The following is a 26,509-nucleotide window of genomic DNA, read 5'->3' as shown; positions in this document are numbered from 1 at the left end:
GCGCTAGGCTGTAGCCTCGCGGCGCCAGGCAAGGGGCCGTCGGGGGGAATGTCATGCGTGACGTATCGGCGTCGTCAGGGCTGGAAAGGGTTTGGCGCCGCACGTCGCTCGTGCAGCGCCTGACCTGCGTGGCGCTGGTGCCTACCGCCATCAGCGCCGTGCTGCTGGTCACGATGCTCACCAGCCACCAGATGGACAACCTGCACGAGATGGGCCGCTCCACGGCGGATGCGATCGCGCAGCAGTCGGCTTCCGTGTCCGGAGATGCCCTGCGTACCGGCGAGCGCCGTGAGATCGCGCGCATCGCCCAATCCATCGTGCAGTTGCCGCAGGTGTCCCGCGTGCGCATCAGCGACCGGGATGGCGAGATCCTTGCCGACCGGGTCAACGGCACCGCCGGGGACGACGATACGCTCACCGTCGCCCGCGAGGTGCTCGATCCGCTCACCCACCGGATGGTGGGCTCGGTCACGGTGGACGTCAGCATCGAGGATGCCATCGAGGCGCAGCGCGTCAGCATGCACAACGCCCTGCTCTGGCTGGCGCTGAGCCTGTTCATCGCGGCCATGATCGGGTGGTCGGCGGCGCGCTGGCTCAGCGCGCCCCTGCGCAACCTGGCCATTGCCGTACGCCAGCTCGGCCTGGGCGACCGCACCGTGGTGGTGCCCGTCACCGACGACACCGAGATCGGCGACCTGCAGCGCGGCTTCAACGGCGCCGCGTCCAAACTGCTGCATGCGCAGATCGGCATGGAGCGGGAGATCGCCGCCGCCACCGAGGAACTGGCCCGCAAGAACGCCGCGCTGGAAGCGGCCAGCGTCGCCAAGGCCCGCTTCCTCGCGGCCGCCTCGCACGACCTGCGTCAGCCGCTGTACGCACTGACGCTGTTTTCGTCGGGCCTGGCGGTGGACGAGTTCGACCCGCTCCGGCTCAACCGCATCGCGCACATCCAGGAATGCGTCGAGGCACTGGATCACCTGTTCAGCGAGTTGCTGGACCTGTCCCGCCTGGAGACCGGCGCCATGCCGGCCGTCCTGCGCGACGTGGCCCTCGACGACGTGTTCGAGGAAGTGAGCGTCAACTTCCGCATGGTCGCCGAGCAGCACGACCTGCGCCTGGTCGTCCGCACCACGGGACTGTGGGTACGCTGCGACCGCACCATGCTGGCCCGCATACTCAACAACCTGGTCAGCAACGCCCTTCGCTACACGCGCTGCGGCGGCGTGCTGGTGGGTGCCCGCAAACGGATGGACGGGCGGGTGCGGATCGACGTGTGGGACACCGGCATCGGCATCGGCGACGACCACCTGCGGCATATCTTCGACGAGTTTTATCGCGTGGAAAGCAGCCCGGAGGCCGGTCGCCCCGAGGGCACCCGGCGTGGTCTCGGACTGGGCCTGTCCACCGTGCAGCGACTGGCCGGATTGCTGGGCAGCACGGCATCGGTGCGGTCACGTCCCGGCAAGGGCAGCGTGTTCTCGCTGACCCTGCCGGAAGCACGCCCGGGTATCGTCGAGTTCCACCAGCCTCCGATGCAGGCACCGGCGGCGACACGCGATGTCGCCGGCATGCGCGTGCTCGTGATCGACGATGAGCCTTCCATCCTGGCCGGCATCAGTTTTCTCCTTGGCAGCTGGGGCTGCGAGGTAATGACTGCCGAAGATGCACAGCAGGCCATGGAGGCCGTTCACCAGTGGATGCAGCCACCCGACATCGTGATTTCCGACCTGCGCCTGCGCGAAGGCACCGGCCTGGACGTGATCGCGCTGCTGGATCGCTATTACCGGCGACGCCCCGGCGACCCACCGCCCTTCGCACGCGTGCTCATTACCGGCGAGACGCGCGTGAACTTCCTGCAAAGCGTGGATACGGCAACAACGCGCGTGCTGTTCAAGCCCGTATCCCCGGATCGCCTGCATGAAGTAATGGTTTCCGCCTGGGCTGTCCATCATGCGCCCGCCTGAGCCGGATGGCCGGCTTGCCGACGGCCATCGACAGGGCTATGTTCGCGGGAACGGGGAAGCCTGCGATCGTGCAGGCGGAGGAGCTGTATGCACGTACTGATCGCGGACGATCATCGACTCATCATCGAGGGAGTGAAGCTCAAGCTTCGCGAGTTGGGTGATCACGTCACCTTCGTCGAAGCCCAGACGGTGGCCCAGCTTCAGAAGCATCTCAGCGACGGTCCCCTTCCGGACATCGCCCTGATCGACATGGCCATGCCCGGCGCCGATGGTGTTGAACACATCAAGCACGCCGTGACCGCGATGCGTGAGGCCGAAGACGAAACCGGCATCGCACGCATGCGTCCGGTCATCGTACTGTCCGGCACGGAGGATTCGTCCTCGATCCGGCATGTCCTGGAACTGGGCGTGCAGGGCTACATCCCGAAATCGTCGCCGCCGGACGTCATCCTCAATGCCGTGCGGCTGGTGGTCGGTGGTGGTGTCTATGTACCACCGGAGGCGATGAAGGCCGCCGCCGACGTTGCGCCACCCTTCATCATGCAGCGCGACGCCGGCGAAGGCATGGCACTGAAAGACCGCCTCACCAGCATCCTGACCGATCGGCAACAGGACGTGCTGAAGCTGCTGGCCAAGGGCAGGCCGAACAAACTGATCGCGCGCGAGCTGGAGATCAGCGAGGGCACGGTCAAGATCCACCTGGCGGCTATCTTCCGCGCGCTCCATGTCCGCAACCGGCTGGAGGCGCTGGTGGCCGCGCAGCACCTGGGTGACATGAGCACCCTGGACGACGACCTGTCGACCCACCCGTGATACGCCGCTGCCAAAAGGCCTAGGCCGAAAGGCCTGGCCGTCTGTCCGGCGAAACATCACCGGCGTATCGTGTCGGAACTGACGGACATGGGCCGAGGTACGCAGCGTGGCGAGCATCAACTGGGCGGACGCGGCACCGACGGTAGCCTTCCTTGGCGTGTTCGCCGGAGCGATCGGCCTGCCGGTGCCCGCCATGCCCACCCTCATCGTGGTCGGCAGCACCCTCGTCGCCTCGCATAACCCCGTCCTGGTTGTCGCCACCTTCATGGCTGCGCTGGCCGGCGCCTTCCTGGGCGACCTGGCCTGGTTCCTGACCGGGCGGCACTTCGGCTACCGCGTGCTGGACGGCCTGTGCCGGGTGTCGCTCTCGCCGGATACCTGCGTACGGCGCGCCAGCGGCTTCTTCGAAAAACGTGGGGTCAAGCTGCTGCTGATCTCGCGCTTCATTCCCGGCCTGTCGCTGGTCACCATCCCCATCGCTGGCGCGGGGGACACGCGCTTCGCCCGCTTCACGCTTTACGACCTGCTCGGCGCCTCGCTGTGGATCGCGGTGGGCTTGTCGGTCGGCATGCTCTGCTACCGGCAGATCGACGCGGTGCTGATCGCCCTGCGAGAGTTCGGCATCGGCCTGGCCGCGGTTGCCGCCGTGGTCATGGTGCTCTGGATAGGCTTCCGCTATGCGCGACGTGTGCTGCTCCTGCAACGGATGCGGCGGTCGCGCATCTCCGTCGACGAGCTGACGCTCCTGCTCGCCAACGAACCCGGTGCGCTGATCGTGGATGTGCGCACGGCGATCAGCCGGCGCGACGACCCCTTCGTGATCCCGGGCGCGCGGCTGTTCGATTTCGCCACGGCGGAGGCGGATATCGCCACGTTGCCGAGGCACAGTGCCGTGGTGATCTACTGCTCGTGCCCGAACGAGGTATCGGCCGCGAAAGTGGCCGAACGGCTCGGCAAGCTGGGCTTCCGCAACGTGCGACCGCTGACCGGGGGCATCGGTGCATGGCGCGCCGCGGGCCGTGACGTTCAGGCCCTGGTCGCCACCATCTGAACCGGCGTGCCTGGCGGGTTGTGCGGTCCCGGCCGGATCACTAAACTAGCCGGCTTGCCGCGTATGGGTCGTTAGCTCAGTTGGTAGAGCAGCGGACTTTTAATCCGTAGGTCGCCGGTTCGAATCCGGCACGACCCACCATACGCGTCAGTGACTTACCGAAAGCGGCGCGCTCCGCATTTCGTATCCCTATTGCTGAATCCAACGTTGGCGCGCCGGGTCACCCAGACCGCAATAAATCTGCAGGACAGCGCTTCCGTTGGTGTCGAGACAGTACCCAGTGGAAACATTACGCATGGACCAGCCCAGGCGATCCTGCGTCAAAACCCACCGTTGTGCGTTTCCGCCGTTGCAGGCCTGTGTCGTGACCGACGGGCTGCTGGGGCTGCCACCCTGCAAACAAAGGTCTGACTGCACGTTGCGGATCTCGTCGCCGAGCTGATTCTGCGAGTGACTCCACATCTGATAGCGGCCGCCATCGCAGATCGAGAGATTTACCTGTCCACCCTCCGTGGCCGTGACGCAACGCGAGGGTGGATTAAGAACGCTGAAATAGGCAACCCACGTAAAGGGCCCGCCTGTGAGCATGGCCTGCGCATCCTGCTTATCACTCACCGCCGCCATGGCGGACGATGCATACGCAAAGTAAACCGCAGCTGTCGCTATAAGCAAAGCCTTCTTCATGTTCCATGTCCCCATCGATTCGGCACGTACGGATGACAGAGGTCCAAAGCCCTCGCCGTTGTCATGGCAATTGAAACCGAGCCACGTCATGCGTCGACCTTATCAGCACTTTTGCAAGCGCCTCTTTCTGCTGCCGAAAATGGGCCTGGGAATCACATGAGCTGGCATTCAGCGCATCAGGCGTAGTGCGTCGGGTCCGGCACGCCGGCCTTGGCAAATCCTTCCGCGCGCAACCGGCAGGCATCGCAGTGCCCGCAGGCCCGGCCCTGCGCATCGGCCTTGTAGCAGCTGACCGTGGCCGAGAAATCCACACCCAGGCGCATGCCTTCGCGCACGATGTCGCCCTTGCCCATCTGCATCAGCGGGGCATGGATGCGGATGCCCGCGCCTTCCACACCGGCCTTGGTGGCCACATTGGCCAGGGCCTGGAACGACTCGACGAATGCGGGGCGGCAATCCGGGTAGCCGGAGTAATCCACGGCATTGACGCCGCAGAAGATGTCCGACGAGCCCAGCACCTCGGCCCAGCCCAGCGCGATGGACAGCATGATGGTGTTGCGCGCCGGCACGTAGGTCACGGGGATGCCTTCGCCGCCGTCCTTGGGCACGTCGATGTCCGCCGTCAGGGCGGAACCGCCAATGCTGCGCAGGTCGATGTGCACGGTCTTGTGCGTCACGGCACCGAGCATGCCGGCCACCCGCGCGGACGCTTCCAGTTCGGAGCTGTGCCGCTGACCGTAAGCCACGCTCAGGGCATACACCTCGAAACCCTGCTCGCGGGCCATGGCGATGGTGACCGCCGAATCCATGCCGCCCGACACGAGGATCACGGCCTTGCGGGGAGAGGTCGAAGCATTCATGGCAATACCCTTGCAGTCGTATCAGTGGCCGGCGGCGTCGTTCCACAGCAGCTTGTGCAGCTGCAGCTGGAAGCGCACGGGCAGGCGTTCGGCGAGGATCCACTCGGCGAGTTCGCGCGGCTGGACGTTGCCCCACACCGGGGAAAACAGCACCATCGCGCGGCGATCCAGCGCGTGCTCGCGGACGATGTCGCGCGACCATTCGAAGTCGCCGCGACTGGCGATGACGAACTTCACCTGGTCGTGCGGCAACAGGTGATCGAGGTTGGACCAGAGGTTCCGCGCGCTTTCGCCGGAATCCGGGGCTTTCAGGTCCATGACCTTACGGACGCGCGGATCGACATCGGCCACATCGAGTGCGCCGGAGGTTTCCAGGGAGACCTCGTGGCCCGCATCGCACAGCTTGCGCAGCAGGATGTGGCAGCGCTTCTGCGCCAGCGGCTCGCCGCCGGTGACGCAGACATGGCGCGCGCCGTAGCGGGCCACCTCGGCGACGATGGCATCGATGTCGTGCCACTGGCCGCCGTGGAAGGAATATTCGGTATCGCACCACACGCAACGCAGCGGGCATCCGGTAAGGCGTACGAATACCGTGGGCCAGCCGATGGCGTCGGCCTCACCCTGCACGGAGTGGAATATCTCGGTGATCCGCAGCCGCTCCGCGACGGGCGAAGCCGGCGGGACAGCCGCCGGTAGTACGGTGCTACCGGTCATGGGATCAGTTGGCCGTCTGGCGCTGCAGGCGACGCAGGCGTTCCTGTGCGAGGCCGGCGGCCTTGGTGCCCGGATACTTGGTGCCGACCTGCTTCAGCGTGGCGATGGCGGCATCCTGCTGCTTCAGCTCGATCTGGCAATACCCGACCTTGAGCAGGCCGTCGGAGACCTTGTCGCTCTGCGGATACTGCTTCACCAGGCGCTGGAAGGCCTCGATGGCCACAGGGTAGTTCATGGTCACGTAGTACGACTCGCCCAGCCAGTAATAGGCATTGGGGGCCAGCGGGCTATCCGGGTACTTGACCAGGAAGTCGCGGAAACCACGCGACGCGGTGACGTAATCGCCCGCGCGCAGCGACTTGAACGCGGCGTCGTACGCGGCTTGCTGGTCGGCATTGGCCGGCTGGGAGGGCGCGCCTGCGGCAGCAGCGGCAGCGGTGCTGCCAGCGGCGGCGCCCGCGGCGGCGGCACCCGGAACGGCGTTGCCCTGCGCTGAGGCGGCCGGGGGCTGCGCCGGCGACGGCGTGCCCTGTGCGGCGGCGGCCGGCTGGGCCGGTGCACCACCCTTTTCGATACGACCCAGCCGCGAATCGACATCCGCGTACTGTGCCTTCTGGGAATCCTGGAGTTGCTGGTTCTGGTGCTGGAGCTCTTCGATCTGGCCCTGCAACTGGGAGACCTGCTGCTGCAGATCGTTCACCTGGTTGACCAGGGTGGTCGTGCCGGCCTGGGCCTGTGACTGCTGCTCCAGCCGCGCAACGCGATCGGCGAGACTGAGACGGGTGTCCTGGGCGGTGACGGGCAGAGCAAAAAGCATGGCGGACGCAAGTGCGCCCGCCATGCCAAGCCTGGCCATGTAACTGGTAGCCAGAGTCTTCTTCATCACTTACTTCGCGGTGTAGACGATCTCGACGCGACGGTTCTTGGACCAGCAGTCATCATTGTGCTCACGGCAGGTCGGCTTCTCTTTGCCGTAGCTGGTGACGTTGACCTGGCCAGCCGAACCACCGGCAGCCTGGATGGCGCTGGACACGGCATTGCCGCGACGCTCGCCGAGGCCCAGGTTGTATTCACGCGTGCCACGCTCGTCGGTGTTGCCTTCGAGGGTCATGGCCGACTGCGGACGATCCTGCAGGTACTTGGCGTGGCAAGCGATGATCTGCTGGAACTCCGGCTTCACTTCGTTCTTGTCGAAGTCGAAGTAGACGACGCGCTGACGCAGGCAAGCGTCGGTGTCGAGGTCGGACGGCTGGTACTTGCCGTCGTTCATCGGAGCCTGGGTCTGAGCGACCGGCTGCGATTCGGTCGGAGCGACCGGCTTGACCTGCTTCTTGGAGCAAGCGGCCGCGCCCACGCAGAGCAGGGCAGCCAGGGTGACAGTAACAGTCTTATTCATGGGACGTTCCTTAAAACAGTTGAGTTCCGACAGTCGGTTTTCGGGTTCGGGACAGGCACCGCCGGTTGTCCGGCTGTTTTTCTACTTACATCTACGCCGACGGGGCGCTGTCCCGCACCCTGCGTCTTCGCTCCGGCAACCGCCTTGCGGCGCCCGCCGGTTAATTGTCGTCCGCAGAAAGGGCGCGGATGCCCGCGCCCCTCCCTGGACGTTACCGATACCACGTTCCCATAGGAACGTGGTGTCAGCGCTGTCGATAGGGTCCCCACGACGGCTCGCGCACGTCGCCGTCCGAAAGGACAAGGCGCTGACGCACGGCACCGTCTGCCGAAACCGCATACAGGACACCACGCGTACCCTGCGATGCAGCGTAAAGCAGCATGCTGGCGTTGGGCGCGAAGCTGGGCGAATCGTCCACGTTACCCGGGGAAACGAAGCGCACCTGCCCGCCCAGACTGCGGTCCATGATGGCGATACGATACACGTTCCCGTTGCCCTGCACCATCGCAATCTGCTTGCCGTCGTAGCTGACCGAGGCGCTGGCGTTGAAACCACCCTGGAAGGTGAGGCGCGTGGCGGCGCCGCCGGAAGCCGACATCTGGTAGATCTGCGGCTTGCCCGAGCGATCGGAGGTAAACAGGATGCTCTGGCCGTCCGGGGTGAAGGTCGGCTCGGTGTCGATGGCGAAGTTGTTTGTCAGCCGCGTCTCGGTGTGGCTGGCCACGTCGATCACGAAGATCTCCGGATTGCCCACATACGACAGGCTGACGGCCAGCTTGCGACCGTCCGGCGACCAGGCCGGCGCACTGTTGATGCCACGCGGATGCGAGGCGATCAGGCTGCGCGAGCCGGTGGAGATGTTCTGCACGTAGACCGCCGAATTGCCGCTTTCGAACGACACATACGCGATCTTGCTGCCGTCCGGCGACCAGGCCGGCGAGAGCAGGGATTCACGCGAGCGAGCCACCACCTGCGGATTGAAGCCGTCGGAATCCGCGACGATCAGCGAGTAGGTAGCGTTGTTACCCACGCCCACGGCCGTGATGTAGGCGATGCGGGTCCAGAAGGCGCCGCGCACGCCAGTGATCTTTTCATAGATCTGGTCGGCAATCTGGTGGGCCACGCCGCGCAGGTCGCCGGCGGGTGCGGTGAACGACTGGGCCAGCAGGCTCTGCTGCTTGTTGACGTCCCACAGCTCGTAGTCGACCTTGAGGTTGCCACCGCCAGCGTCGCTGATGCGGCCGATGGTGATGAAATCCTGCTTGAGCAGACGCCAGGTGGCGAACTTGATGTCCGCGCCCTGCGACGGCGTTTCGACGATGTCGGCCTTGTCCAGCGAACGGAACTTGCCCGAGCGGTTGAAATCCGCGCGGATCACGTCGGCCACGTCGGTAGGCAGTGGCGCGCCACCGGCCTGGGCAAACGGCACGACGGCGATCGGAGTGGCCGTCTTCAGGCCGCCCACGATGTCGACGTTCAGCGACTGGGCGGCTGCCGGACCGGCCACGAAGGCAGTCAGGGCAACCAGGAGGAGAGCTAGGCGGGGGAGCATTCTGCGCATGGGCGGATTCATTGCGACCTGGGAATGAGGGACGGCGACGGCATGTTAACCCGCTGGCGAATGCCAGCATGACCCGATTATGAACCGCCCCGCCCGGCGCCTGCCGGGACGGGGCGCGTTAGATCATTGCGGCCGGAACGTGAAGGTGAGGTTGCGCTGAAACACGTCTTCGAAGCCTTGGTACGGCAAGGGCTGCGCACGCAGCACCGCGTTCTCGATCGAGGCCCGGCCGGCAGCGTCGTACGGACAGCTGGCATCCGCCTTCGCACTGAGCACCTGGCCACCCGGTATCTGGGTGATGTGCACCATGCAGGGAGCATCCGGCATGTTGTCCGGGCGCAACCAGTTGGGCGTCACGGCGTTCTGGATCGCGGCGATATAGAGGGCCTGCTTGCTGTCGTCCTTGCCGGCCTGGCCGGTCTGGACCTTGTCGGCGTACGGCAGGTTTTCACGCCCGTCGTCCTTCGCATTGGCGAGATCCTGCAGTTGCTGTTCGGCCTGTTTCTTCTTGCTGTCGGCCTGCTTCGTCTGCGACTTGGCGGCGTCCAGCTGCTTGAAGATCTCGTCGATCTGCTTCTGCTTTTCCTTTTTCTTCTCTTCCTGCTGTGCATCCAGCTCGGCCTGGCGCTGGCGCTGCTGTTCTTCCTGCAGGCGCTTGGCGTCCTCAGCCTTCTGCACGGCGTCGTCGACCACCTTTTCCTGGTCCTTCAGGGCCGGCACCTTCGGCGGCGGCGGCAGGGTCTCGACCTTGGGCTTCTCCGGCTGCGGCGGCGTGGGCGTGGGCTGTGCCGGCGGCGGCGGCACCGTGTTGGGCACCGGCTTGGCCGTGTGCTTCGGCGGCGGCGCGCCAGTGGGGCCGATCAGCGTGGCCTCGATGATCTGGCCGGGCAGCTGGATCGGCGCGGGACACTTCAGCGGGTTCCATTCCGCGGGCAAGCCCAGGGCATCGGCCCACTTTTCGTAGTCCGAGCACGGGATGATCGCGAGGCCCAGGAAGGCCACGATGCCGATGTGCAGGAGCGCGGCGAGGACAACCGCGCGCGGCGTACCGTTACGGTTTTCCATTCTGCGCGCCCGACTCCGGCTGGCTCATCAGGCCGATCTTGGAGACGCCCGCTTCCTGGAGGATCGGGAGGATCTGGTAGACCTTGCCATAGCCCACGCGCTGGTCGCCCGCCACCAGGACCTGGAGCTCGGGGTTGGCATCGTGGAAGGCGGTGATCTTGCTCTTGAACTCGTCCGCGCTGACTGGCTCGCGCTTGGTGCCGTTGGCGGTGAGGTATATCTGGCCACCCTCGTCGACGGAAACGACGACCGGGTCCTTCTTGTCCTGCAGGGACTTGGCGTTGGTCTGCGGCAACTGGATATCCACGCCGAGGTTCATCATCGGCGTGGTGACCATGAAGATGATGAGCAGCACGAGCATCACGTCGATGTACGGCACGACGTTGATCTCGGATTTCAGCTTCCGCTTGTGGCGGCGGTGCACGTTACGCGTGGCCATGGCGGGGGCTCAGGCGACGTCGTCGGCGTGGATCTGGCGCTGCAGCACCGAGGAGAACTCTTCCTGGAACACCTCGTAACGCGACGCGACACGCTCCACCTTGGTGGCGAAGCGGTTGTAGGCCCAGACCGCCGGGATGGCAGCGAACAGGCCCATGGCCGTGGCGATCAGTGCCTCGGAGATGTGCGGGGCCACCACGGAAATGGTGACGTCCTTCATCTCGCCCAGGCCCTGGAAGGCGCCCATGATGCCCCACACCGTGCCGAACAGGCCGATGTACGGGCTGATCGAGCCGACGTTGGCCAGGAATTCGAGGTTCTGCTCCAGCTTGCCGATCTCGCGGGTACCGGCCACGCGCATGGCGCGCTCGGAGCTCTCCATGATGCGGTCCGCATCGCCGGCCCGGCGCTGGCGCTGGCGGGCGAACTCGCGGAAACCCGCCTCGAACACGTTCTCGATGCCGCTCTGGCCTTCGCGGTTGCCCACCTCACGGAACAGGGCCGCCAGGTCGGCACCGGACCAGAAGCGATCCTCGAAGGTCTCGGCGTTGTCGTGGGCCGTCTTCAGCTGGCTGTACTTGCGGATGATGATGACCCACGACAGGAACGAGAAGACGAGCAGAAGCAGCATCACCAGCTGCACCGGCAGGCTTGCTTCCGCAACCAGCTTGAAAATGTTCAGTCCACCGTTCATCGCTTGAAGGCTCTCCGCCGGGTATCTGGGGCTTTAGGTAAGTGGGAAGGCTTGGAGGAACAAGCCGGCCGGTATCTGGGCAGGTCGCATGGTGACGAGGTTGACGCACGCCACGCGCACCGTGGCGCGCAACAGCGTCGTGCCCCCGCACACGATCTCCTGACCGAACAGCATACTGGCTGAACGCCGCTCTTTGACGTCCACCGTGACCTGGAGTTCATCATCCAGACGGGCCGGCCGCAGGAAATCGAGGTGCATCTCGCGGACCACGAAGCCGAGCGAGGTGGTTTCGCGCAGGGCCAGCTGGTCGATGCCCTGCGCCCGCAGCCATTCCGTGCGCGCCCGCTCCAGGAAACGGACGTAGTTGGCGTGGTAGACCACGCCGCCGGCATCGGTGTCTTCCCAGTAGATGCGTACGGGAAAGCTGAAGACACTCATGCGTCGCCCAGGAACAGGTCAGGGGCGTCGCCCTGGCGCGGTGGCGGATTCAGGCCGAGGTGGCGCCAGGCCTTGGCCGAGGCCATACGGCCACGCGCGGTGCGGATCAGGTAGCCCTGCTGGATCAGGTAGGGCTCGACCACATCCTCGAGGGTGCCGCGGTCCTCGCTGAGGGCGGCCGCCAGCGATTCCACACCGACGGGGCCGCCGTCGAAACTCTCGATGATGGTGCTCAGGAGACGACGGTCGAGGTCGTCGAAACCCTCGGCGTCCACCCTGAGCATGTCCGTCGCGGCACGGGCCAGGGCATGGGTGATGATGCCGTCGCCACGCACCTCGGCAAAGTCGCGTACCCGGCGCAGCAGCCGGTTGGCGATACGCGGCGTGCCGCGGGAGCGACGGGCGATCTCGATCGCGCCCTCCAGCTCGCACTCGATACCGAAGATTTTCGCGGCACGGCGGACGATCGCGGTCAGCTCATCCACGCTGTAGAACTCCAGCCGCTGGATGATACCGAAGCGATCGCGCAGCGGGCCGGTGAGCAGGCCCGCGCGCGTGGTCGCGCCGATCAGGGTAAAGGGCGGCAGGTCGAGCTTGATCGAGCGGGCGGCCGGGCCCTCACCGATCATGATGTCGATCTGGAAGTCTTCCATGGCCGGATAGAGCACTTCCTCCACCACGGGGGACAGGCGATGGATTTCGTCCACGAACAGGACGTCGTTCTTTTCCAGGTTGGTCAGCAACGCGGCCAGGTCGCCCGCGCGTTCCAGCACCGGCCCGGAGGTGGAGCGGACGTTGACGCCCAGCTCGTTGGCGATCACGTGCGACAGCGTGGTCTTGCCCAGGCCGGGCGGCCCGAAGATGAGCACGTGGTCGAGTGCGCCCTGCCTACGCCGCGCGGCCTCGATATAGATCGACATCTGCTCGCGCACCGTCTGCTGGCCGAGGTATTCGGCCAGGCGTTTGGGACGGATGCTGGCTTCCAGCGCGTCGTCATCCATGGCGGCGGCGGTGGAGATGATTCGGTGCTCGGACATCCTCACATTATGGCAGGATTCGCGGACCGGACAGGTCGAACCGACTGCCCGATCCGCTTTGTCAGGCCAGGCGCGGGTCAGTATCGAATAGAACGAGCCATGGTAAGCAAGGCTTCCTGGTTGGGTGCCAGTGCATCGGGGTCGACAGGCTGGAGGTTCAACCTCATGACCTTGTGGCCGGTGACCCAGCCCAGCGAGACCTGCGTGGCGCCGTCAGGCCCACGCATGGTCTGGATGGTGCCTGGTTGACCGTTGATATCGGTGTTGAGCCACTCCTTGATGACCGTAACAGACCCGCCGCCGTCTGCGTATTCGGACTCGTCCAGTTGTACCAGTCCGAGCCCGGCCACTTCCCATGAACGACTGAGGCCGGTCCAGCGACCATCCCTATTCCCGCCCGCCGTGGACACATCCACCAGTGGAAGCCCCTCGAGCAAGGTCTGGGAGATCGATGCCGGCTCATAGTAAAGATGCGGCTTGACCTGGGACAACGTCGTAAAGACTTCCTCATTGCCGCCAAGGGCGCTGCTGCGGACATGGGCAAGCGATGCGCGCACATCCGGGACATCCTCAGCCGTGTGTACGCCCCTGGAAGACTGCTCGGCAATATCCTGCTCGATCTTCGCGGCAAGGGCGCCAACGAAAGGCGATTCATTCAGCGGCACCACGTGAAGCCCCGGGGACATGGGGATGCGCGAAATGTCCAGGTCGCCCTCGCTTGTGGCCGACGTATCATCCGAGACTGCGGACGAATTACCGCTTTGCGCAGGAACGTCGACCAGAGTCGACGAGGCCGAGGCACATGCTGAGAACAGGGAAGCCGACAGGAAAGAAACATAGAGAATCTTCTTCATTTCACCACTCCGTCAGATTGCAGTCGGTCGCAATGGAATACTGAGTCTGCAGGAATCGCAGGTCATCCCCGAATACGTGGACGCCGCGCACAGTGTTGCGCGACGCATCCGCGAGGTCCCCGGCATAAGAGCGCCACGTCATGTTCCAGTCCGCCGTCACGACATGACCCGCCACGGCACCGAAACCCACGTGGGTACCCTGGGTGTACATGAAGTGGCTACGTAACGCGGGTCGATCGTAGGTAATCGACTCATTGATGGTTCCGGCGATGCAATTGGCGCGACTCAGCCATTTGACAGACGCCGATGCCTCGGAACTCACGATCAGCAACGTGAGTAAAACGATGAGCGGTTTGGCTCGCATTCCACACTCCTGAATCGCCCTCCATCGGGCGAATTCAGACTAGAAATCGTGGAGTACTTTGGAGATAGGAATCGGTCGCTACGTTGTGGACGTAAGACGCCGACGTGATAACGGGCACGACCCGCACACCGACGGCGACATGCTATTGCTCGGCTGGCCGCAGCATCGGCTTGGCGATGCTGCGACCACCGCTGCTTATATCTCGACCTGCGCGCCCAGTTCGATCAGCCGGTTGCCCGGAATCTGGAAGAAGGCCGTGGCCGGCATCGCGTTACGGGCGAGGAAGGCGAACAGCTTGTCGCGCCAGAGGGCCATGCCGGGACGGCGGGCGTCGGCGACGATGGTCTCGCGCGACAGGAAGAACGTCGTATCCATCATGTCGAAATCGAGTCCGCGTGCACTCGCGCGCGAGAGCGACAGCGGGATGTTCGGATCCTCGGCGAAGCCGTAGCGCAGCTGCAGGCCGAAGAAGCCGCCGCCGTATTCGATCACTTCCATGCGCTCGTCGAAGTCGGCCACGGGCGTTTCCAGCATCTCGACCGTCAGCAGCACGTTGCGCTCGTGCAGCACCTTGTTGTGCTTGAGGTTGTGCAGCATCGCGTGCGGCACCGAGTTCTGGTTGGCGGTGAGGAACACCGCCGTGCCCGGCACGATCAGCGGCGGATGGTCGGCGATGTTCGCCACGAAGGGCTCCAGCGCCAGGCCCGACTGCTTGATCTCGCGGACCACGAGGTCCCTGCCCCGCCGCCAGGTGGTCATCACGGTGAAGATCACCACGCCCAGCACCAGCGGGAACCAGCCGCCATGGGCGATCTTCAGCGCGTTGGCGCCGAAGAAGGCCAGGTCGATGACCAGGAAGATGACGCCGACCGTGATGACGGCCGCCCAGTGCCAGTTCCAGCGGCGGCGAGCGACGACCAGCGCCAGCAGCGTGGTCATGGTCATGGTGCCGGTCACGGCGATACCGTACGCCGCACCGAGGTTGTTCGACGAGCGGAAACCAATGACCGCGAGGAACACCAGCACCATCAGCAGACGGTTCACCCAGGGCACGAAGATCTGCCCCGACATCTCGTGCGAGGTGTGCACCACGGCCATGCGTGGCGAGTAGCCCAGCGACATCGCCTCGCGGGTCATCGAGAAGGCGCCCGAGATCACCGCCTGCGAGGCGATCACCGCCGAGGCCGTGGCCAGCGCGATCATCGGGTACAGCAGGTTCTCGGGCACCATCTTGTAGAACGGGTTTTCGATCGCGGTCTGGTCGTGCAGCAGCAGCGCGCCCTGGCCGAAGTAGTTGATGAGCAGCGCCGGCAGCACGAAGAAGAACCAGGCCAGACGGATCGGCTTCTTGCCGAAGTGACCCATGTCGGCGTAGAGCGCTTCGCCGCCGGTCAGCGCCAGCACCACGCCACCCAGCGCGATGAAGGCGGAACGGCCGTGCTCGGTAAAGAAGGTCACCGCGTACCACGGGTTCAACGCCCACAGCACCTGCGGATGCATGACCAGCTGACGCAGGCCCAGCCAGGCCAGCACGAGGAACCACACGGTCATGACCGGAGCAAAGGCCTTGCCGACGATTTCGGTGCCGTGCCGCTGGATGGCGAACAGCGCCACCAGGATGACCAGGCAGATGGGCACCACGTAGGTATCCAGCGAGGGGGCCGCCACTTCCAGGCCTTCCACCGCGGATAGCACGGACATGGCCGGCGTGATCACGCCGTCCCCGTAGAACAGCGACGCGCCGAAGATGCCGATGGCGGCCAGCACCCAGCGCGCGCGGGGCGATCCGCTGACGCTGCGCTGCGCCAGCGCCATGAGCGCCATGATGCCGCCCTCGCCCTTGTTGTCGGCTCGCATCACGAAGGTGACGTACTTCAGCGAGATCACCATCAGCAGCGACCAGAAGATCAGCGACAGCACGCCGAGCACCGCGGCAGGCTGCGGCGTCATGCCGTGCGTGCCGAGGGTTTCCTTCATGGTGTACAGCGGGCTGGTGCCGATGTCGCCGAAAACGATGCCGATGGCCCCGAGCGCCAGCGCGGCAAGTTTCTTGCCGCGGGCGTTCTGCAGTTCTTCGGCGGGATTGTGATGACCCATGACTCAGCTTCCCAGCGCGGCGCGGAGCGCCTTGCGGATAATGGCCTCGGCGGTATCGCCTTCGGCGGCCGCCTTCTGTACCAGACGCGATGCTTCCACCGGCTTGTAACCCAGTTGTTGCAGCGCCACGGTGGCTTCGCTTACCGGGTCCACCGGGATGGCATCGCCCGTGCCCGGTGCCGCCGGCAGGCGGACACCGACCGCATCCACGCGATCGCGCAACTCGACCACCATGCGCTCGGCGGTCTTCTTGCCGATGCCGGGGATCTTGGTCAGCGCCACCACGTCGCCCGCATGCACCTGCCGGGACAGTTCCTCGGTGGACACGCCGGACAGCACGGCCAGCGCGATCTTCGCGCCGATGCCGCTCACCTTCAGCAGGTTGCGGAACATGGCCCGCTCGGTCTCACGCAGGAAACCGTACAGCGCCACGCCATCTTCCTTCACCGCGTAATGGGTGAGCAGGATGACCTCCTTGCCCGTGGCGGGAAGGTCGTAGATGGTGGACATCGGCGCATCGACGTCGTAACCGACCCCGCCCACCTCGATCAGGAGGGAGGGTGGCTGCTTGCTGATAAGAATGCCTCGCAGGCGGCCGATCATCGGCGACGTCTCCATGCCGTGCGCGGGATACCCACGCGTTCGATACTGGACCGGGTGTGCGCATGGGCGATGGCGATCGCCAGCGCATCCGCGGCATCGGCCTGCAGCGGCCCCTTGATGCCGAGGAGCATCCCGATCATGTGCTGGACCTGGGTCTTGTCGGCGCGGCCGGTACCGACCACGGCCTGCTTGACCTCGGTGGCCGCGTATTCGTGCACCACGATGCCCTGGTTGACCACGGCGCAGATGGCGGCACCACGCGCCTGGCCCAGTTTGAGGGCGGAATCGGGATTGCGCGCCATGAACACTTTCTCGATCGCGGCCTCGGCCGGCGCGTGCGTGGCGATGATGACACCCAGTTCGTCGAAGATTCGCTTCAGCCGCAGCGGGAAGGTGGCCTCCCCGCTGACGGCGAGTGCGCCGTGCCAGACGTACGTCAGCGTGCCGTTGTCGGCGACATCGAGGACACCGACGCCCGTACGCTGGCTACCCGGATCGATACCGAGGATGCGGGTCATGACAGCGGGTTAGTAGGCAAGACGATAGGGAGCAGGAGGCCTCACGCCTCGTCCGCATCCTGTGTCGGGAGAACGGCGTTGTGGTAGACCTCGTCGACATCGTCGAGCGCGGTGAGCCGGTCGAGCAGTTTCTCGAAGTGCTCCAGCGCCTCGCCCGTGGGCGTGACGAGCGGGCCGTTCGGGCGCATGACCACGTCGGAGCCGTCGACCTCGAAACCCGCCGCGACAAGCGCCTTGCGCATGGCTTCCACGGCGATGGGATCGGCGGCGAGCAGCACCGTGCCGACACCGTTCTCGATGACGATGTCTTCGGCGTTGTTCTCGATGGCGGCTTCTTCGAGTTTGCCCTCGACCCCGGCGTCGCCACCGGTGTGCACCAGAACCTGGCCCACGCGGGTGAACTGGAAGGCCACCGAGTTGGTGGTGCCCAGGTTGCCGCCGAGCTTGGTCAGCGCCGCGCGCACGTCGGCCACGGTGCGGGTCTGGTTGTCGGTGACGCAGTCGATGATCAGCGCGGTGCCCGCCGGGCCGTAGCCCTCATAGCGGATCTCGTGCATGTCCGCGCCGCCCTCGGCACCCGAACCGCGCTTGATCGCGCGATCGATGGTGTCCCGGGTCATGTTGGCGGCCAGGGCCTTGTCGACGGCCGCGCGCAGGCGCGGATTGCCGTTGGGGTCGGGCACGCCGCCACGGGTGGCGATGGTGATTTCGCGGATCAGCTTGGTGAACACCTTGGCGCGCTTGGCGTCTTCGGCGTTCTTGCGACCTTCGATGGAAGGGCCTCTACCCATGTTCGATTCCTGGACTTACCGGACGGACGAGGCGCGATTCTAGCTGCAATCAGGCCGGGGGGCTAAGGGGGGCGGCAAAGCGTCCTTCACGGAGAAAGGTAACGACCTGCCTGGCCACATCCGCCGAGACCAGCAGGCCGCTGTGGCTGGTTTCCAGCACGCAGTGGTCGCACAGGCCCGGCAGACGGGTTTCCTCCACGCCCACGGAGCCGTCGTGCTCTTCGCCGATCTCGCCGACCAGCGCCCCCAGGCCAACGGGCATGCGGCCGGCGATCATGCCGACCTCGCGCGCGCCGTCCCATCGGTCCAGGCCGTGCCCGAGCAGGCCCTTGGCCTGGCCCAGCAGCATGTCGCCACCCCAGCGGTGGGTGAGGCCCCGTGCCGCGGCGCTGCCGTTGAGCGGCGAGCCGAGGCAGACGATGCGGGCCGGCGACGGCGCTTCGTCCCGGCAGGCCAGCAGGGCGAGGATGCCGCCCAGGCTGTGCCCGACGATATGCACGGGCTCCGGTGCCAGGTGGCGGATCCGTTTGCGCAGGCGCTCGATGGCCTGTTCCGGCGGCGCGACCACGCTCATGTATTCGAACGGGTGGACCCGGAACCCTTCGTCGCGCAGCCGACGGCTGAGCATCGCCATGGCGAACCCCCGCATCCACAGGCCATGCAGCAACAGCACGTCGATGGGCGAGTCACTCATGGCGGGGCGCCCGACCGAAGTCAGGGTTTGGGCGCCTCCGCGGCGACGCGGACGTGGAGTTCCTTCAGCTGGGGCTCCGACACCGACGACGGGGCGTCGGTCATCAGGTCTTGCGCGCTGGTGGTCTTGGGGAAGGCGATGACGTCACGGATGGACTCGGTACCGGCCATGAGCGCCGCGATGCGGTCGATGCCGAAGGCCAGGCCACCGTGCGGCGGGGCGCCCATGCGCAGGGCCTTGAGCAGGAAACCGAACTTGGCCTCGGCCTCGTCGGCGCCGATGCCCAGCAGGCCGAACACGGCGCTCTGCATCTCGGGGCGATGGATACGGATGGAGCCGCCACCGATCTCGTTGCCGTTGAGCACCATGTCGTAGCCACGGCTGACCGCCGTGACCGCGTGCTCGCGCAGGTCGGCGATGTCGTCGACCTTGGGCGCGGTGAACGGGTGATGGAGGGCGACGAAGCGTTTTTCCTCGTCGTCGTATTCGAACATGGGGAAGTCGGTGACCCACAGCGGCTTCCAGGTGTCCTCGACCAGGCCACGGTCGCGACCGAGCTTGATGCGCAGCGCGCCCATGAAGTCGGTCACGGTCTTCCAGGCGCCAGCGCCGAATAACACGATGTCGCCATTGGCGGCGCCGGTGAGCGCCAGCACCTGTGCCAGGGCATCGTCGTCGAGGAACTTGGCCACCGGCGAGTTGATGCCCTCGCGACCCTTGGCCAGATCGTCGACCTTGAGCCAGGCCAGGCCCTTTGCCCCGTAGCGGGCGGCGTATTCGGTCAGGCCGTCGATGTCCTTGCGCGAGAGGTCCGCCGCGCCCGGCACGCGCAGGGCGGCCACGCGGCCGGCCGGATCGTTGGCCGGCCCGGAGAACACCTTGAACTCGACGTGTTTCACCGCCTCGGCGATGTCGGTCAGCTCCAGCGCAATGCGCAGGTCGGGCTTGTCCGAACCGAAGCGGCGCATGGCCTCGGCGTAGGTCATGCGCGGGAACGCGGCGTCCAGTTCCACCTTGCGCACTTCTCGGAACACGTGGCGGATCAGGTCCTCGACGAAGTCCTGGACGTCCTGTTCCTCGACGAAGGCGAACTCCAGGTCGAGCTGGGTGAATTCCGGCTGGCGATCGGCGCGGAGGTCTTCGTCGCGGAAGCAGCGGGCGATCTGGTAGTAGCGGTCGAAGCCCGCCATCATCAGGATCTGCTTGAACAGCTGCGGCGACTGCGGCAGCGCGTAGAACTGACCCGGATGCACGCGGCTGGGCACCAGGTAGTCGCGCGCGCCTTCCGGCGTGGCCTTGGTCAGTATCGGGGTCTCGATGTCCTGGAAGCCGGCGGCATCCAGATAACGGCGCAGCTCGCGCACCAGCGCGGTACGCGTGCGCATCATCTGCTGCATCTCGGGACGGCGCAGGTCGAGGTAGCGGTAGGTCATCCGCATGTCCTCGTTCGGCGTCTCGTGCTGCGCGAACGGCAGGTCACGGGCCTCGTTGAGGATCTGCACGGTGTCGGCGAGCAACTCGACCGTGCCCGTCTTCAGCTTGTCGTTGGCCGACAGGCGGCGGCGGAGCTGGCCGGTGACCCGGATGACGAATTCGTTGCCCAGCTCGCCGGCAATGGCGAAGGCCGCGGCGTTCTCGCGCTCGATCACGACCTGGGCGATGCCCTCGTGGTCACGAAGGTCGACGAAGGCCACGTGGCTCTGCAGGCGGAGGGTGTTGACCCAGCCGCAAAGGGTGACTTCCTGGCCGACCAGGGACTCGTCGATGGCTCCGCAAAAATGACTGCGCATGCGCTTGAAGCTTCGTGGGAAAAGACCCCGGATCGTATCACGACCGGGGTCTGCCAAGCGCCGGAACGGGCTGTTCAGCGGCCGATATCGAACTTCGCGCGGCAGCCGTGATCGGCCCAGATGCCCTGGGGCGAAAAGCCGTAGCTGTAGCCCTCGCGACAGGCGGCGTCCGAGTTCTGTTCGACCAGGCGTGCACCGGGGCCCACCGGCCAGCGACACAGCACGCGCTTGTTGTCCTCGCTGTCGCACGAAACGATCTGGCCGCTGTTGCCGGCGTAACCGGGACGACCGCCATCGGGCCTGCCGTAACCGGGCGGATAGCGATCGCGATCACGGTCGTTGCCCCAACCCGGGCGACCACCGTTGTCGCCCCAGCCAGGCCGGCCACCGCCCCAGCCACCGGCTTCCTGGAAGATGCCACGGCAACCGTCGTCGACCCACAGGCCGCCGCGATCCATATCCCAGTTGCGCCCGCGGATGCACGGCGTCTGGGAATCCTGCCGGACCAGGCGCGCGTCCCGCCAGGGCACCTGGCAATAGGCGCGGCGACCGCTGTCGCTGTAGCAGTTGACCGTGTCGCCACCGCGTTGGGCGTGCGCCACGTGCGGCGTACCGAACAGCCCCGCGCCCAGCGCTACCGTGGCGACCAACCCGAGAATGCGTTTCATGCCCCTGACCTCCGATGTGTGTGTGCAAAAACTATCGGACGCATACGCAATGATGTTTGAACGGATCGCAGGAAAACGATGCCGTCGTGCGCCGGGTCAGCGGCGGGTCAGTCGCCGGACGACTTGGCGGGCGCCGGGCTGGACGCCGGCGCCGGGGAGGAAGCGGCGGCGGGAGCGGGCGCCGCCGCCGCGGGCGCCGCCGCGGGCGCACCGGACGAGCCCTCCACGAGGTTGCGCTTCTTGTCGCCGTCCTTCTTGAAGTCGGTCTCGTACCAGCCGCCGCCGGCCAGGCGGAACTGCGGCGCGCTCAGCATGCGGCCCACCTGCGGCTCGCCGCAGGCCGGGCACACCGTGGGATCGGCATCGGACATCTTCTGCAGGCGCTCGAAGCGGTGGCCGCAGGCCTTGCACTGGAATTCGTAGATGGGCATCGGGTGGAACCTCGGTAATCAGGCGGGCATTGTCGCAAAAGTGAGGTGGTTGCCGTCCGAATCCACCCGGATGGTCTGCCCGGGGACGAACGCCCCCTGCAGGATGCGCTGCGCCAGCGGGTTCTCCAGTTGCTGCTGCACGGCCCGCTTGAGCGGACGGGCACCGTACACGGGATCGAAACCCGCGCTGCCCAGCAGGTCCAGCGCCCGGTCGGTGATATCCAGCGACAGTTGCCGATCGGCCAGCCGCTTCGCCAGGTAACCCAGCTGGATGCGGGCGATCGAGCGGATCTGCGCCTTGTCCAGCGCGCGGAACACGACCAGGTCGTCCAGCCGGTTGATGAACTCCGGCCGGAAGTGGCCCTGCACCACACCCAGCACCGAGGCCTTCATCTGCATGTAGTCCGCCTCGCTGTCGCCCGCCTGCTCCTGGATCAGGTGGGAGCCCAGGTTGGAGGTCATGACGATGACCGTGTTGCGGAAATCGACCGTACGCCCCTGCCCGTCCGTGAGGCGACCGTCGTCCAGCACCTGCAGCAGGATGTTGAACACGTCCGGATGGGCTTTCTCCACCTCGTCCAGCAGGATCACGCTGTACGGACGACGACGGACCGCCTCGGTCAGGTAGCCGCCTTCCTCGTAACCCACATACCCCGGCGGCGCACCGACCAGGCGGCTCACCGAGTGCTTCTCCATGAACTCGCTCATGTCGATGCGGATCATCGCGTCCTGCGTGTCGAACAGGAAATCCGCCAGCGCCTTGCACAGCTCCGTCTTGCCGACGCCGGTGGGCCCCAGGAACAGGAACGAGCCGTACGGACGGTTGGGATCGGACAGCCCGGCGCGCGCGCGACGAATGGCATCGGAGACGGCACGCACCGCCTCGTCCTGGCCGACCACGCGCTCATGCAGAGCGCTTTCCATCTGCAGCAACTTCTCGCGCTCGCCTTCGAGCATCTTGTTGACCGGGATACCCGTCCAGCGCGCGACCACCTCGGCGATCTCCTCGGCCGTCACGCGGTCCTGCAAAAGGGTGAAGTCGTGCTTCTCCACCTGCTGGGCGGCGGCCAGCTGGGCCTCCAGCGCGGGCAGGCGCCCGTACTGGATCTCGCTCATGGCGCCGTAGTCCTGGCGACGCTGCGCGGATTCCAGTTCGAGCCGGGCCTGCTCGATCTGTTCCTTGATCTTCGTCGCGCCCTGCAGCATGGCCTTTTCGGATTTCCATACCTCGTTCAGGTCGGAGAATTCCCGATCCAGCGCCTCGATGTCGGTTTCCAGCTGGGCCAGGCGTTGCCGGGATTCGTCGTCGTGTTCCTTCTTCAGCATCTCGCGCTGGATCTTCAGCTGGATCAGCCGGCGCTCCAGGCGATCCAGTTCCTCCGGCTTGGAGTCGATCTCCATGCGGATGCGCGACGCCGCCTCGTCCATCAGGTCGATGGCCTTGTCGGGCAGCTGGCGGTCGGGGATGTAGCGCGCGGAGAGCGTCGCGGCGGCGACGATGGCCGGGTCGGTGATCTCGACGCCGTGGTGCACCGCGTAGCGCTCCTTCAGGCCGCGCAGGATCGCGATGGTGTCCTCGACGCTGGGCTCGCCCACGTAGACCTTCTGGAAGCGACGCTCCAGCGCGGCATCCTTCTCGACGTACTTGCGGTACTCGTCCAGCGTGGTGGCACCGATGCAATGCAGCTCGCCGCGCGCCAGCGCCGGCTTCAGCATGTTGCCCGCATCCATCGCGCCGTCGGCCTTGCCGGCACCGACCATGGTGTGCAGCTCGTCGATGAACAGGATGACCCGGCCTTCCTGGCGGGACAGGTCGTTGAGCACGGCCTTGAGCCGCTCCTCGAACTCGCCGCGGAATTTCGCCCCGGCGATCAGCGCACCCATGTCCAGCGACAGCACGCGCTTGTCGCGCAGGCCCTCGGGCACCTCGCCGTTGACGATGCGCTGGGCCAGCCCTTCGACGATGGCGGTCTTGCCCACGCCCGGCTCGCCGATCAGCACGGGATTGTTCTTGGTCCGGCGCTGCAATACCTGGATGGTGCGACGGATTTCCTCGTCGCGACCGATCACCGGATCCAGCTTGCCCACCTCGGCGCGCTCGGTAAGGTCGATGGTGTATTTCTCGAGCGCCTGGCGTTGTTCCTCGGCGTTCTCGGACTGCACCTTCTCGCCACCGCGAAGCTTCTCGATCGCCACTTCCAGGCGATCCTTCGTGGCGCCCGCGGCCTTCAGCGCGCCGCCCACCTCGCCGCGGTCTTCCAGCGTGGCCAGCACGAACAGCTCGCTGGCGATGAACTGGTCGCCGCGCTGCTGCGCCAGCTTGTCGGTGAGGTTGAGCAGGCGGTTGAGGTCGTTACCTATATTGATGTTGCCTTCCTGCCCACTGACGCGTGGCAGCCGGTCCAGTATCTCGCCGACCCGCTGGCGGAACGCCGGCACGTTCACGCCGGCCTGCGTCAGCAGCGGGCCAGTGGAGCCGCCCTGCTGGTCCAGCAGCGCGGCCATGACGTGGACGGGCTCGAGCATGTTGTTGTCGCGGCCCACCGCCAGCGACTGCGCATCGGCCAGCGCCTGCTGGAAGCGCGAGGTGAGTTTGTCCATTCGCATCGTCGATGTCTCCCTGGAAAGGTTATGGCGCGTCGGGGGCGCATCGCCCGCAACCGCCTCTGGCGCAAGACATGCGGGTGATTTTGCGAGCCTTCAACGGGCCATGCGCAGCACTTTTTTCACACCCGGGCCGGCATGCTCGGGGAACCGCCGCCCCATGGAGACGCCGTGACAGCCGCCCGCGACACCCTGCCCCCTCCGCCCGTCGATCTGATCGACACCGGCAGCGCCTTGTTCCTCGACGCCGACGGCACCTTGCTGGCCTTTGCCGACGATCCGGACGCGGTGGCGGTGGCCGATGGCCTCATGGACACGCTGGACACGCTGCACGATCGACTGGACGGCGCGCTGGCCCTGGTCAGCGGCCGCGCCATCGCCGGGCTGGACGCCATCTTCGACCGGCCCGGCTGGGCCGCGGCGGGGCAGCACGGCCTGGAGCGCCGCGACGGCGCGGGCCGGCTGACCACGGTACCGGTGAACGAGGCGGAACTGGCCCGACTACGCCAGACGGTGCATGCCGTGGCCGCCGACATGCCCGGGGTAAGAGTGGAGGACAAGAGCTGGTCCGTCGCGCTGCATTGCCGCGAGCGGCCCGAACGCGAGGCCGACCTGGCCCGGCGCGCCCCGGAAATCGCCGCGCGCTTTCCGGGTTTCGAGTTGCAGCCCGGCAGCTACGTCTTCGAGTTCAAGCCGCGCGGCATGGACAAGGGTATCGCCGTGGCGGCCTTCCTGGCCGCCGCGCCGTTCGCCGGCCGGCGGCCGGTGTACCTGGGTGACGACCTGACCGACGAGCACGCCTTCGCGGTGGTCAATGCGCAGGGCGGCGTGTCCATCCGGATCGGCTCGCGCACCCCGTCGCAAGCCGCTTTCACATTGTCTAGCCCGGCCGATGTCCACCATTGGCTCGATTCCGTGAAAGCCAGACTGACGCAGGGAGCCGCAAGGTCACAATGAGCCGACTAGTCGTCATATCCAACCGCGTGGCGCTGCCCAAGCAGACGCAGACCGGCGGCCTCGCCTCGGCCATGAACGCGGCGCTGCAAGAGATGGGCGGCCTGTGGTTCGGCTGGAGCGGCAACATCGCCGCCGAAACCGGCAAGGATCTGCACGAGGTCAGCGACGGGCATATCGACTACGCAACCATCGACATGTCCAAGGCGGACCATGACGACTATTACAGCGGGTTCGCCAACCGCGCCCTGTGGCCCTTGTTCCACTACCGGGGCGACCTGGTCGATTACCGCCGCGACCACCTCGAAGGTTACCTGCGGGTCAACCGGGCCTTCGCCAGGCGTGTGGCGAAGCTGATCAAGAAAGACGACGTCATCTGGGTGCACGACTACCACCTCATCCCGCTGGCCTCGATGCTGCGCGAGCTGGGCGTGGAAAACCGGATCGGCTTCTTCCTGCACACGCCGCTGCCGGCTGCCGGCCTGCTGATCACGCTGCCGCGCCACCGCGAACTGCTGGAATCCTTCGCCTCCTACGATCTGGTGGGTCTGCATACCCAGCGCGACCTGCGCGCGCTGGAGGATTATTTCCTGCACGAACTGGGTGCGGCGATGCGCACGGGCGGGCGCATCCGCGCCGCCAACGGGCGTATTTTCCGTGCCGGCGTCTTTCCCATCAGCATCGACACGGCCGAAGCGGTCGAACTGGCCCATCGGGCGGAAGACAGCGGCGCCGTGGCCAAGCTGCGGGCCAGCATCGACGACCGACAGCTCATCATCGGCGTGGACCGCCTGGATTATTCCAAGGGCCTGCCCGAGCGTTTCGAAGGTTTTGCGCGCCTGCTGCGCGACCAGAAGGACATGCGCGGACGCGTATCCCTGCTGCAGATCGCCCCGCCCTCGCGCTCCGACGTGCCGGAATACCGTTCGCTGCGGCGCGAACTGGAACGCAGCGCGGGGCACATCAACGGCCAGTATGCCGAGCCCGACTGGGTACCCATCCGGTACGTCAACAAGTCGTTCGGACACAAGGTGCTGGCCGGTTACTTCCGCGTCGCCAAGGTCGGCCTGGTGACGCCCCTGCGCGACGGCATGAACCTGGTCGCCAAGGAATACGTGGCCTGCCAGGATCCGCAGGACCCCGGCGTGCTGGTGCTGTCGCGCTTCGCGGGCGCGGCCCAGGAGCTGGATGCCGCGTTGCTGGTGAACCCGTCGGACCTGGACGAAGTGTCCGAGGCGCTGAAGCGGGCACTGGAGATGCCGCTCAAGGAGCGCCGCATGCGCTGGCAGTCGATGATGGACGTGCTCGAGCGCAACGACATCACCACCTGGCGCAACGCATTCCTGCACGCCCTGATGGAACCGCCCAAGGTGAAGCCCGAGCTCTACGTCCAGGCGCCGATGACTACCGCGCCGGGCTGAGCCCG

The 26,509-nt window shown here is 66.1% G+C and carries 27 protein-coding genes and 1 tRNA gene; 6 read left to right on the top strand and 22 right to left on the bottom strand.

The genetic code is table 11. From position 1 onward, the window contains the following. The first annotated feature begins 53 nt into the window (after positions 1–53). The 4 genes from AB8808_RS03795 to AB8808_RS03780 all read left to right on the top strand — a co-directional run bounded on the left by AB8808_RS03795 (position 54) and on the right by AB8808_RS03780 (position 3,969). The gene (locus tag AB8808_RS03795; RefSeq protein ID WP_369926875.1) at positions 54–1,964 is read left to right on the top strand and encodes an ATP-binding response regulator; all 1,911 of its coding nucleotides are present in this window, start codon (positions 54–56) and stop codon (positions 1,962–1,964) included. An 87-nt stretch (positions 1,965–2,051) separates the two neighbouring features. After that, positions 2,052–2,777 (top strand): LuxR C-terminal-related transcriptional regulator, encoded by a 726-nt coding sequence (locus AB8808_RS03790; protein ID WP_369926873.1) that lies wholly within the window; start codon positions 2,052–2,054, stop codon positions 2,775–2,777. Between the two features lie 106 nt (positions 2,778–2,883). Further along, positions 2,884–3,828, top strand: a complete 945-nt coding sequence (locus tag AB8808_RS03785) for a DedA family protein/thiosulfate sulfurtransferase GlpE (RefSeq protein ID WP_369926871.1) — start codon at positions 2,884–2,886, stop codon at positions 3,826–3,828. A 65-nt stretch (positions 3,829–3,893) separates the two neighbouring features. Continuing rightward, positions 3,894–3,969 (top strand) — tRNA-Lys (locus AB8808_RS03780). Positions 3,970–4,017: 48 nt separating this feature from the next. Here AB8808_RS03780 and AB8808_RS03775 read toward each other — a convergent pair. The 22 genes from AB8808_RS03775 to clpB all read right to left on the bottom strand — a co-directional run bounded on the left by AB8808_RS03775 (position 4,018) and on the right by clpB (position 24,132). Beyond that, positions 4,018–4,512, bottom strand: coding sequence for an RICIN domain-containing protein (locus AB8808_RS03775; protein WP_369926869.1), 495 nt, complete (start codon positions 4,510–4,512; stop codon positions 4,018–4,020). A gap of 176 nt (positions 4,513–4,688) precedes the next feature. Further along, positions 4,689–5,372 (bottom strand): 7-cyano-7-deazaguanine synthase QueC, encoded by a 684-nt coding sequence (queC, locus tag AB8808_RS03770; RefSeq protein ID WP_369926867.1) that lies wholly within the window; start codon positions 5,370–5,372, stop codon positions 4,689–4,691. 21 nt (positions 5,373–5,393) lie between these two features. After that, positions 5,394–6,086 (bottom strand): 7-carboxy-7-deazaguanine synthase QueE, encoded by a 693-nt coding sequence (gene queE, locus AB8808_RS03765; protein ID WP_369926865.1) that lies wholly within the window; start codon positions 6,084–6,086, stop codon positions 5,394–5,396. A gap of 4 nt (positions 6,087–6,090) precedes the next feature. Further along, positions 6,091–6,969: a tol-pal system protein YbgF gene (gene ybgF / locus AB8808_RS03760; RefSeq protein ID WP_369926863.1), complete on the bottom strand. Its 879-nt coding sequence runs from the start codon at positions 6,967–6,969 to the stop codon at positions 6,091–6,093. 3 nt (positions 6,970–6,972) lie between these two features. Beyond that, positions 6,973–7,482 carry a peptidoglycan-associated lipoprotein Pal gene (gene pal, locus AB8808_RS03755; RefSeq protein ID WP_036137489.1) on the bottom strand — a complete coding sequence of 170 codons (510 nt, stop codon included), beginning with the start codon at positions 7,480–7,482 and terminating at the stop codon, positions 6,973–6,975. 244 nt (positions 7,483–7,726) lie between these two features. Continuing rightward, positions 7,727–9,055 (bottom strand): Tol-Pal system beta propeller repeat protein TolB, encoded by a 1,329-nt coding sequence (gene tolB, locus AB8808_RS03750; RefSeq protein ID WP_285403629.1) that lies wholly within the window; start codon positions 9,053–9,055, stop codon positions 7,727–7,729. Positions 9,056–9,166: 111 nt separating this feature from the next. Beyond that, complete coding sequence (gene tolA, locus AB8808_RS03745) at positions 9,167–10,108, bottom strand: cell envelope integrity protein TolA (protein WP_369926861.1); 942 nt, start codon at positions 10,106–10,108, stop codon at positions 9,167–9,169. After that, positions 10,095–10,547, bottom strand: coding sequence for a protein TolR (gene tolR / locus AB8808_RS03740; RefSeq protein WP_036137496.1), 453 nt, complete (start codon positions 10,545–10,547; stop codon positions 10,095–10,097). The genes tolA and tolR overlap by 14 nt, the downstream gene beginning before the upstream one ends. A 9-nt stretch (positions 10,548–10,556) precedes the next feature. Next, a complete protein-coding gene (tolQ, locus tag AB8808_RS03735; protein WP_036137499.1) occupies positions 10,557–11,240 on the bottom strand; it encodes a protein TolQ in 684 nt (227 codons plus the stop codon). A gap of 33 nt (positions 11,241–11,273) precedes the next feature. After that, positions 11,274–11,678, bottom strand: coding sequence for a tol-pal system-associated acyl-CoA thioesterase (ybgC, locus tag AB8808_RS03730; RefSeq protein WP_369926859.1), 405 nt, complete (start codon positions 11,676–11,678; stop codon positions 11,274–11,276). Next, on the bottom strand, positions 11,675–12,715 hold the full coding sequence (gene ruvB / locus AB8808_RS03725; RefSeq protein WP_369926857.1) for a Holliday junction branch migration DNA helicase RuvB: 1,041 nt from the start codon (positions 12,713–12,715) through the stop codon (positions 11,675–11,677). The genes ybgC and ruvB overlap by 4 nt, the downstream gene beginning before the upstream one ends. A 77-nt stretch (positions 12,716–12,792) precedes the next feature. Then, positions 12,793–13,569 (bottom strand): hypothetical protein, encoded by a 777-nt coding sequence (locus tag AB8808_RS03720; protein WP_369926855.1) that lies wholly within the window; start codon positions 13,567–13,569, stop codon positions 12,793–12,795. Position 13,570: 1 nt separating this feature from the next. Beyond that, positions 13,571–13,933, bottom strand: a complete 363-nt coding sequence (locus AB8808_RS03715) for a hypothetical protein (RefSeq protein ID WP_036137510.1) — start codon at positions 13,931–13,933, stop codon at positions 13,571–13,573. Between the two features lie 195 nt (positions 13,934–14,128). Next, complete coding sequence (locus tag AB8808_RS03710; RefSeq protein WP_285403614.1) at positions 14,129–16,030, bottom strand: potassium transporter Kup; 1,902 nt, start codon at positions 16,028–16,030, stop codon at positions 14,129–14,131. 3 nt (positions 16,031–16,033) lie between these two features. Next, on the bottom strand, positions 16,034–16,633 hold the full coding sequence (ruvA, locus tag AB8808_RS03705; protein WP_036137514.1) for a Holliday junction branch migration protein RuvA: 600 nt from the start codon (positions 16,631–16,633) through the stop codon (positions 16,034–16,036). Further along, a complete protein-coding gene (ruvC, locus tag AB8808_RS03700) occupies positions 16,630–17,151 on the bottom strand; it encodes a crossover junction endodeoxyribonuclease RuvC (protein WP_369926853.1) in 522 nt (173 codons plus the stop codon). The genes ruvA and ruvC overlap by 4 nt, the downstream gene beginning before the upstream one ends. A gap of 41 nt (positions 17,152–17,192) precedes the next feature. After that, entirely contained in the window at positions 17,193–17,942 is a 750-nt protein-coding gene (locus tag AB8808_RS03695; RefSeq protein WP_369926851.1) for a YebC/PmpR family DNA-binding transcriptional regulator, read from the bottom strand. A 49-nt stretch (positions 17,943–17,991) separates the two neighbouring features. After that, positions 17,992–18,636 carry an esterase/lipase family protein gene (locus AB8808_RS03690; RefSeq protein ID WP_369926849.1) on the bottom strand — a complete coding sequence of 215 codons (645 nt, stop codon included), beginning with the start codon at positions 18,634–18,636 and terminating at the stop codon, positions 17,992–17,994. Between the two features lie 20 nt (positions 18,637–18,656). Next, a complete protein-coding gene (gene aspS, locus AB8808_RS03685) occupies positions 18,657–20,426 on the bottom strand; it encodes an aspartate--tRNA ligase (RefSeq protein ID WP_369926847.1) in 1,770 nt (589 codons plus the stop codon). Between the two features lie 74 nt (positions 20,427–20,500). Then, a complete protein-coding gene (locus AB8808_RS03680) occupies positions 20,501–21,094 on the bottom strand; it encodes a DUF3011 domain-containing protein (RefSeq protein ID WP_369926845.1) in 594 nt (197 codons plus the stop codon). 107 nt (positions 21,095–21,201) lie between these two features. Then, positions 21,202–21,525 carry an FmdB family zinc ribbon protein gene (locus AB8808_RS03675; RefSeq protein WP_369926843.1) on the bottom strand — a complete coding sequence of 108 codons (324 nt, stop codon included), beginning with the start codon at positions 21,523–21,525 and terminating at the stop codon, positions 21,202–21,204. 18 nt (positions 21,526–21,543) lie between these two features. Next, positions 21,544–24,132, bottom strand: coding sequence for an ATP-dependent chaperone ClpB (gene clpB / locus AB8808_RS03670; protein ID WP_369926841.1), 2,589 nt, complete (start codon positions 24,130–24,132; stop codon positions 21,544–21,546). Positions 24,133–24,300: 168 nt separating this feature from the next. Between clpB and otsB the strand changes: the two genes are divergently transcribed. Beyond that, positions 24,301–25,086 carry a trehalose-phosphatase gene (gene otsB / locus AB8808_RS03665; RefSeq protein ID WP_369926839.1) on the top strand — a complete coding sequence of 262 codons (786 nt, stop codon included), beginning with the start codon at positions 24,301–24,303 and terminating at the stop codon, positions 25,084–25,086. Continuing rightward, positions 25,083–26,504 (top strand): alpha,alpha-trehalose-phosphate synthase (UDP-forming), encoded by a 1,422-nt coding sequence (gene otsA / locus AB8808_RS03660; protein ID WP_369926837.1) that lies wholly within the window; start codon positions 25,083–25,085, stop codon positions 26,502–26,504. The genes otsB and otsA overlap by 4 nt, the downstream gene beginning before the upstream one ends. Positions 26,505–26,509: the final 5 nt, after the last annotated feature.

This window comes from Xanthomonas sp. NCPPB 2632 (assembly GCF_041228075.2).
Classification (GTDB): domain Bacteria; phylum Pseudomonadota; class Gammaproteobacteria; order Xanthomonadales; family Rhodanobacteraceae; genus Luteibacter.
This window is presented reverse-complemented; position numbering and strand designations above follow the sequence as displayed.

Bases quoted from the DNA above. Each gene is read 5' to 3' on its own strand.
- tolR (WP_036137496.1), bottom strand. From the start codon at position 10,547: ATGGCCACGCGTAACGTGCACCGCCGCCACAAGCGGAAGCTGAAATCC.
- ruvA (WP_036137514.1), bottom strand. From the start codon at position 16,633: ATGATCGGCCGCCTGCGAGGCATTCTTATCAGCAAGCAGCCACCCTCC.
- AB8808_RS03715 (WP_036137510.1), bottom strand. From the start codon at position 13,933: ATGCGAGCCAAACCGCTCATCGTTTTACTCACGTTGCTGATCGTGAGT.
- clpB (WP_369926841.1), bottom strand. From the start codon at position 24,132: ATGCGAATGGACAAACTCACCTCGCGCTTCCAGCAGGCGCTGGCCGAT.
- tolA (WP_369926861.1), bottom strand. From the start codon at position 10,108: ATGGAAAACCGTAACGGTACGCCGCGCGCGGTTGTCCTCGCCGCGCTC.
- AB8808_RS03795 (WP_369926875.1), top strand. From the start codon at position 54: ATGCGTGACGTATCGGCGTCGTCAGGGCTGGAAAGGGTTTGGCGCCGC.
- ybgF (WP_369926863.1), bottom strand. From the start codon at position 6,969: ATGAAGAAGACTCTGGCTACCAGTTACATGGCCAGGCTTGGCATGGCG.
- queC (WP_369926867.1), bottom strand. From the start codon at position 5,372: ATGAATGCTTCGACCTCTCCCCGCAAGGCCGTGATCCTCGTGTCGGGC.
- AB8808_RS03790 (WP_369926873.1), top strand. From the start codon at position 2,052: ATGCACGTACTGATCGCGGACGATCATCGACTCATCATCGAGGGAGTG.
- queE (WP_369926865.1), bottom strand. From the start codon at position 6,086: ATGACCGGTAGCACCGTACTACCGGCGGCTGTCCCGCCGGCTTCGCCC.
- aspS (WP_369926847.1), bottom strand. From the start codon at position 20,426: ATGCGCAGTCATTTTTGCGGAGCCATCGACGAGTCCCTGGTCGGCCAG.
- AB8808_RS03775 (WP_369926869.1), bottom strand. From the start codon at position 4,512: ATGAAGAAGGCTTTGCTTATAGCGACAGCTGCGGTTTACTTTGCGTAT.
- AB8808_RS03675 (WP_369926843.1), bottom strand. From the start codon at position 21,525: ATGCCCATCTACGAATTCCAGTGCAAGGCCTGCGGCCACCGCTTCGAG.
- AB8808_RS03695 (WP_369926851.1), bottom strand. From the start codon at position 17,942: ATGGGTAGAGGCCCTTCCATCGAAGGTCGCAAGAACGCCGAAGACGCC.
- ybgC (WP_369926859.1), bottom strand. From the start codon at position 11,678: ATGAGTGTCTTCAGCTTTCCCGTACGCATCTACTGGGAAGACACCGAT.
- AB8808_RS03680 (WP_369926845.1), bottom strand. From the start codon at position 21,094: ATGAAACGCATTCTCGGGTTGGTCGCCACGGTAGCGCTGGGCGCGGGG.
- ruvB (WP_369926857.1), bottom strand. From the start codon at position 12,715: ATGTCCGAGCACCGAATCATCTCCACCGCCGCCGCCATGGATGACGAC.
- AB8808_RS03710 (WP_285403614.1), bottom strand. From the start codon at position 16,030: ATGGGTCATCACAATCCCGCCGAAGAACTGCAGAACGCCCGCGGCAAG.
- AB8808_RS03690 (WP_369926849.1), bottom strand. From the start codon at position 18,636: ATGAGTGACTCGCCCATCGACGTGCTGTTGCTGCATGGCCTGTGGATG.
- ruvC (WP_369926853.1), bottom strand. From the start codon at position 17,151: ATGACCCGCATCCTCGGTATCGATCCGGGTAGCCAGCGTACGGGCGTC.
- tolB (WP_285403629.1), bottom strand. From the start codon at position 9,055: ATGAATCCGCCCATGCGCAGAATGCTCCCCCGCCTAGCTCTCCTCCTG.
- AB8808_RS03720 (WP_369926855.1), bottom strand. From the start codon at position 13,569: ATGAAGAAGATTCTCTATGTTTCTTTCCTGTCGGCTTCCCTGTTCTCA.
- otsA (WP_369926837.1), top strand. From the start codon at position 25,083: ATGAGCCGACTAGTCGTCATATCCAACCGCGTGGCGCTGCCCAAGCAG.
- pal (WP_036137489.1), bottom strand. From the start codon at position 7,482: ATGAATAAGACTGTTACTGTCACCCTGGCTGCCCTGCTCTGCGTGGGC.
- tolQ (WP_036137499.1), bottom strand. From the start codon at position 11,240: ATGAACGGTGGACTGAACATTTTCAAGCTGGTTGCGGAAGCAAGCCTG.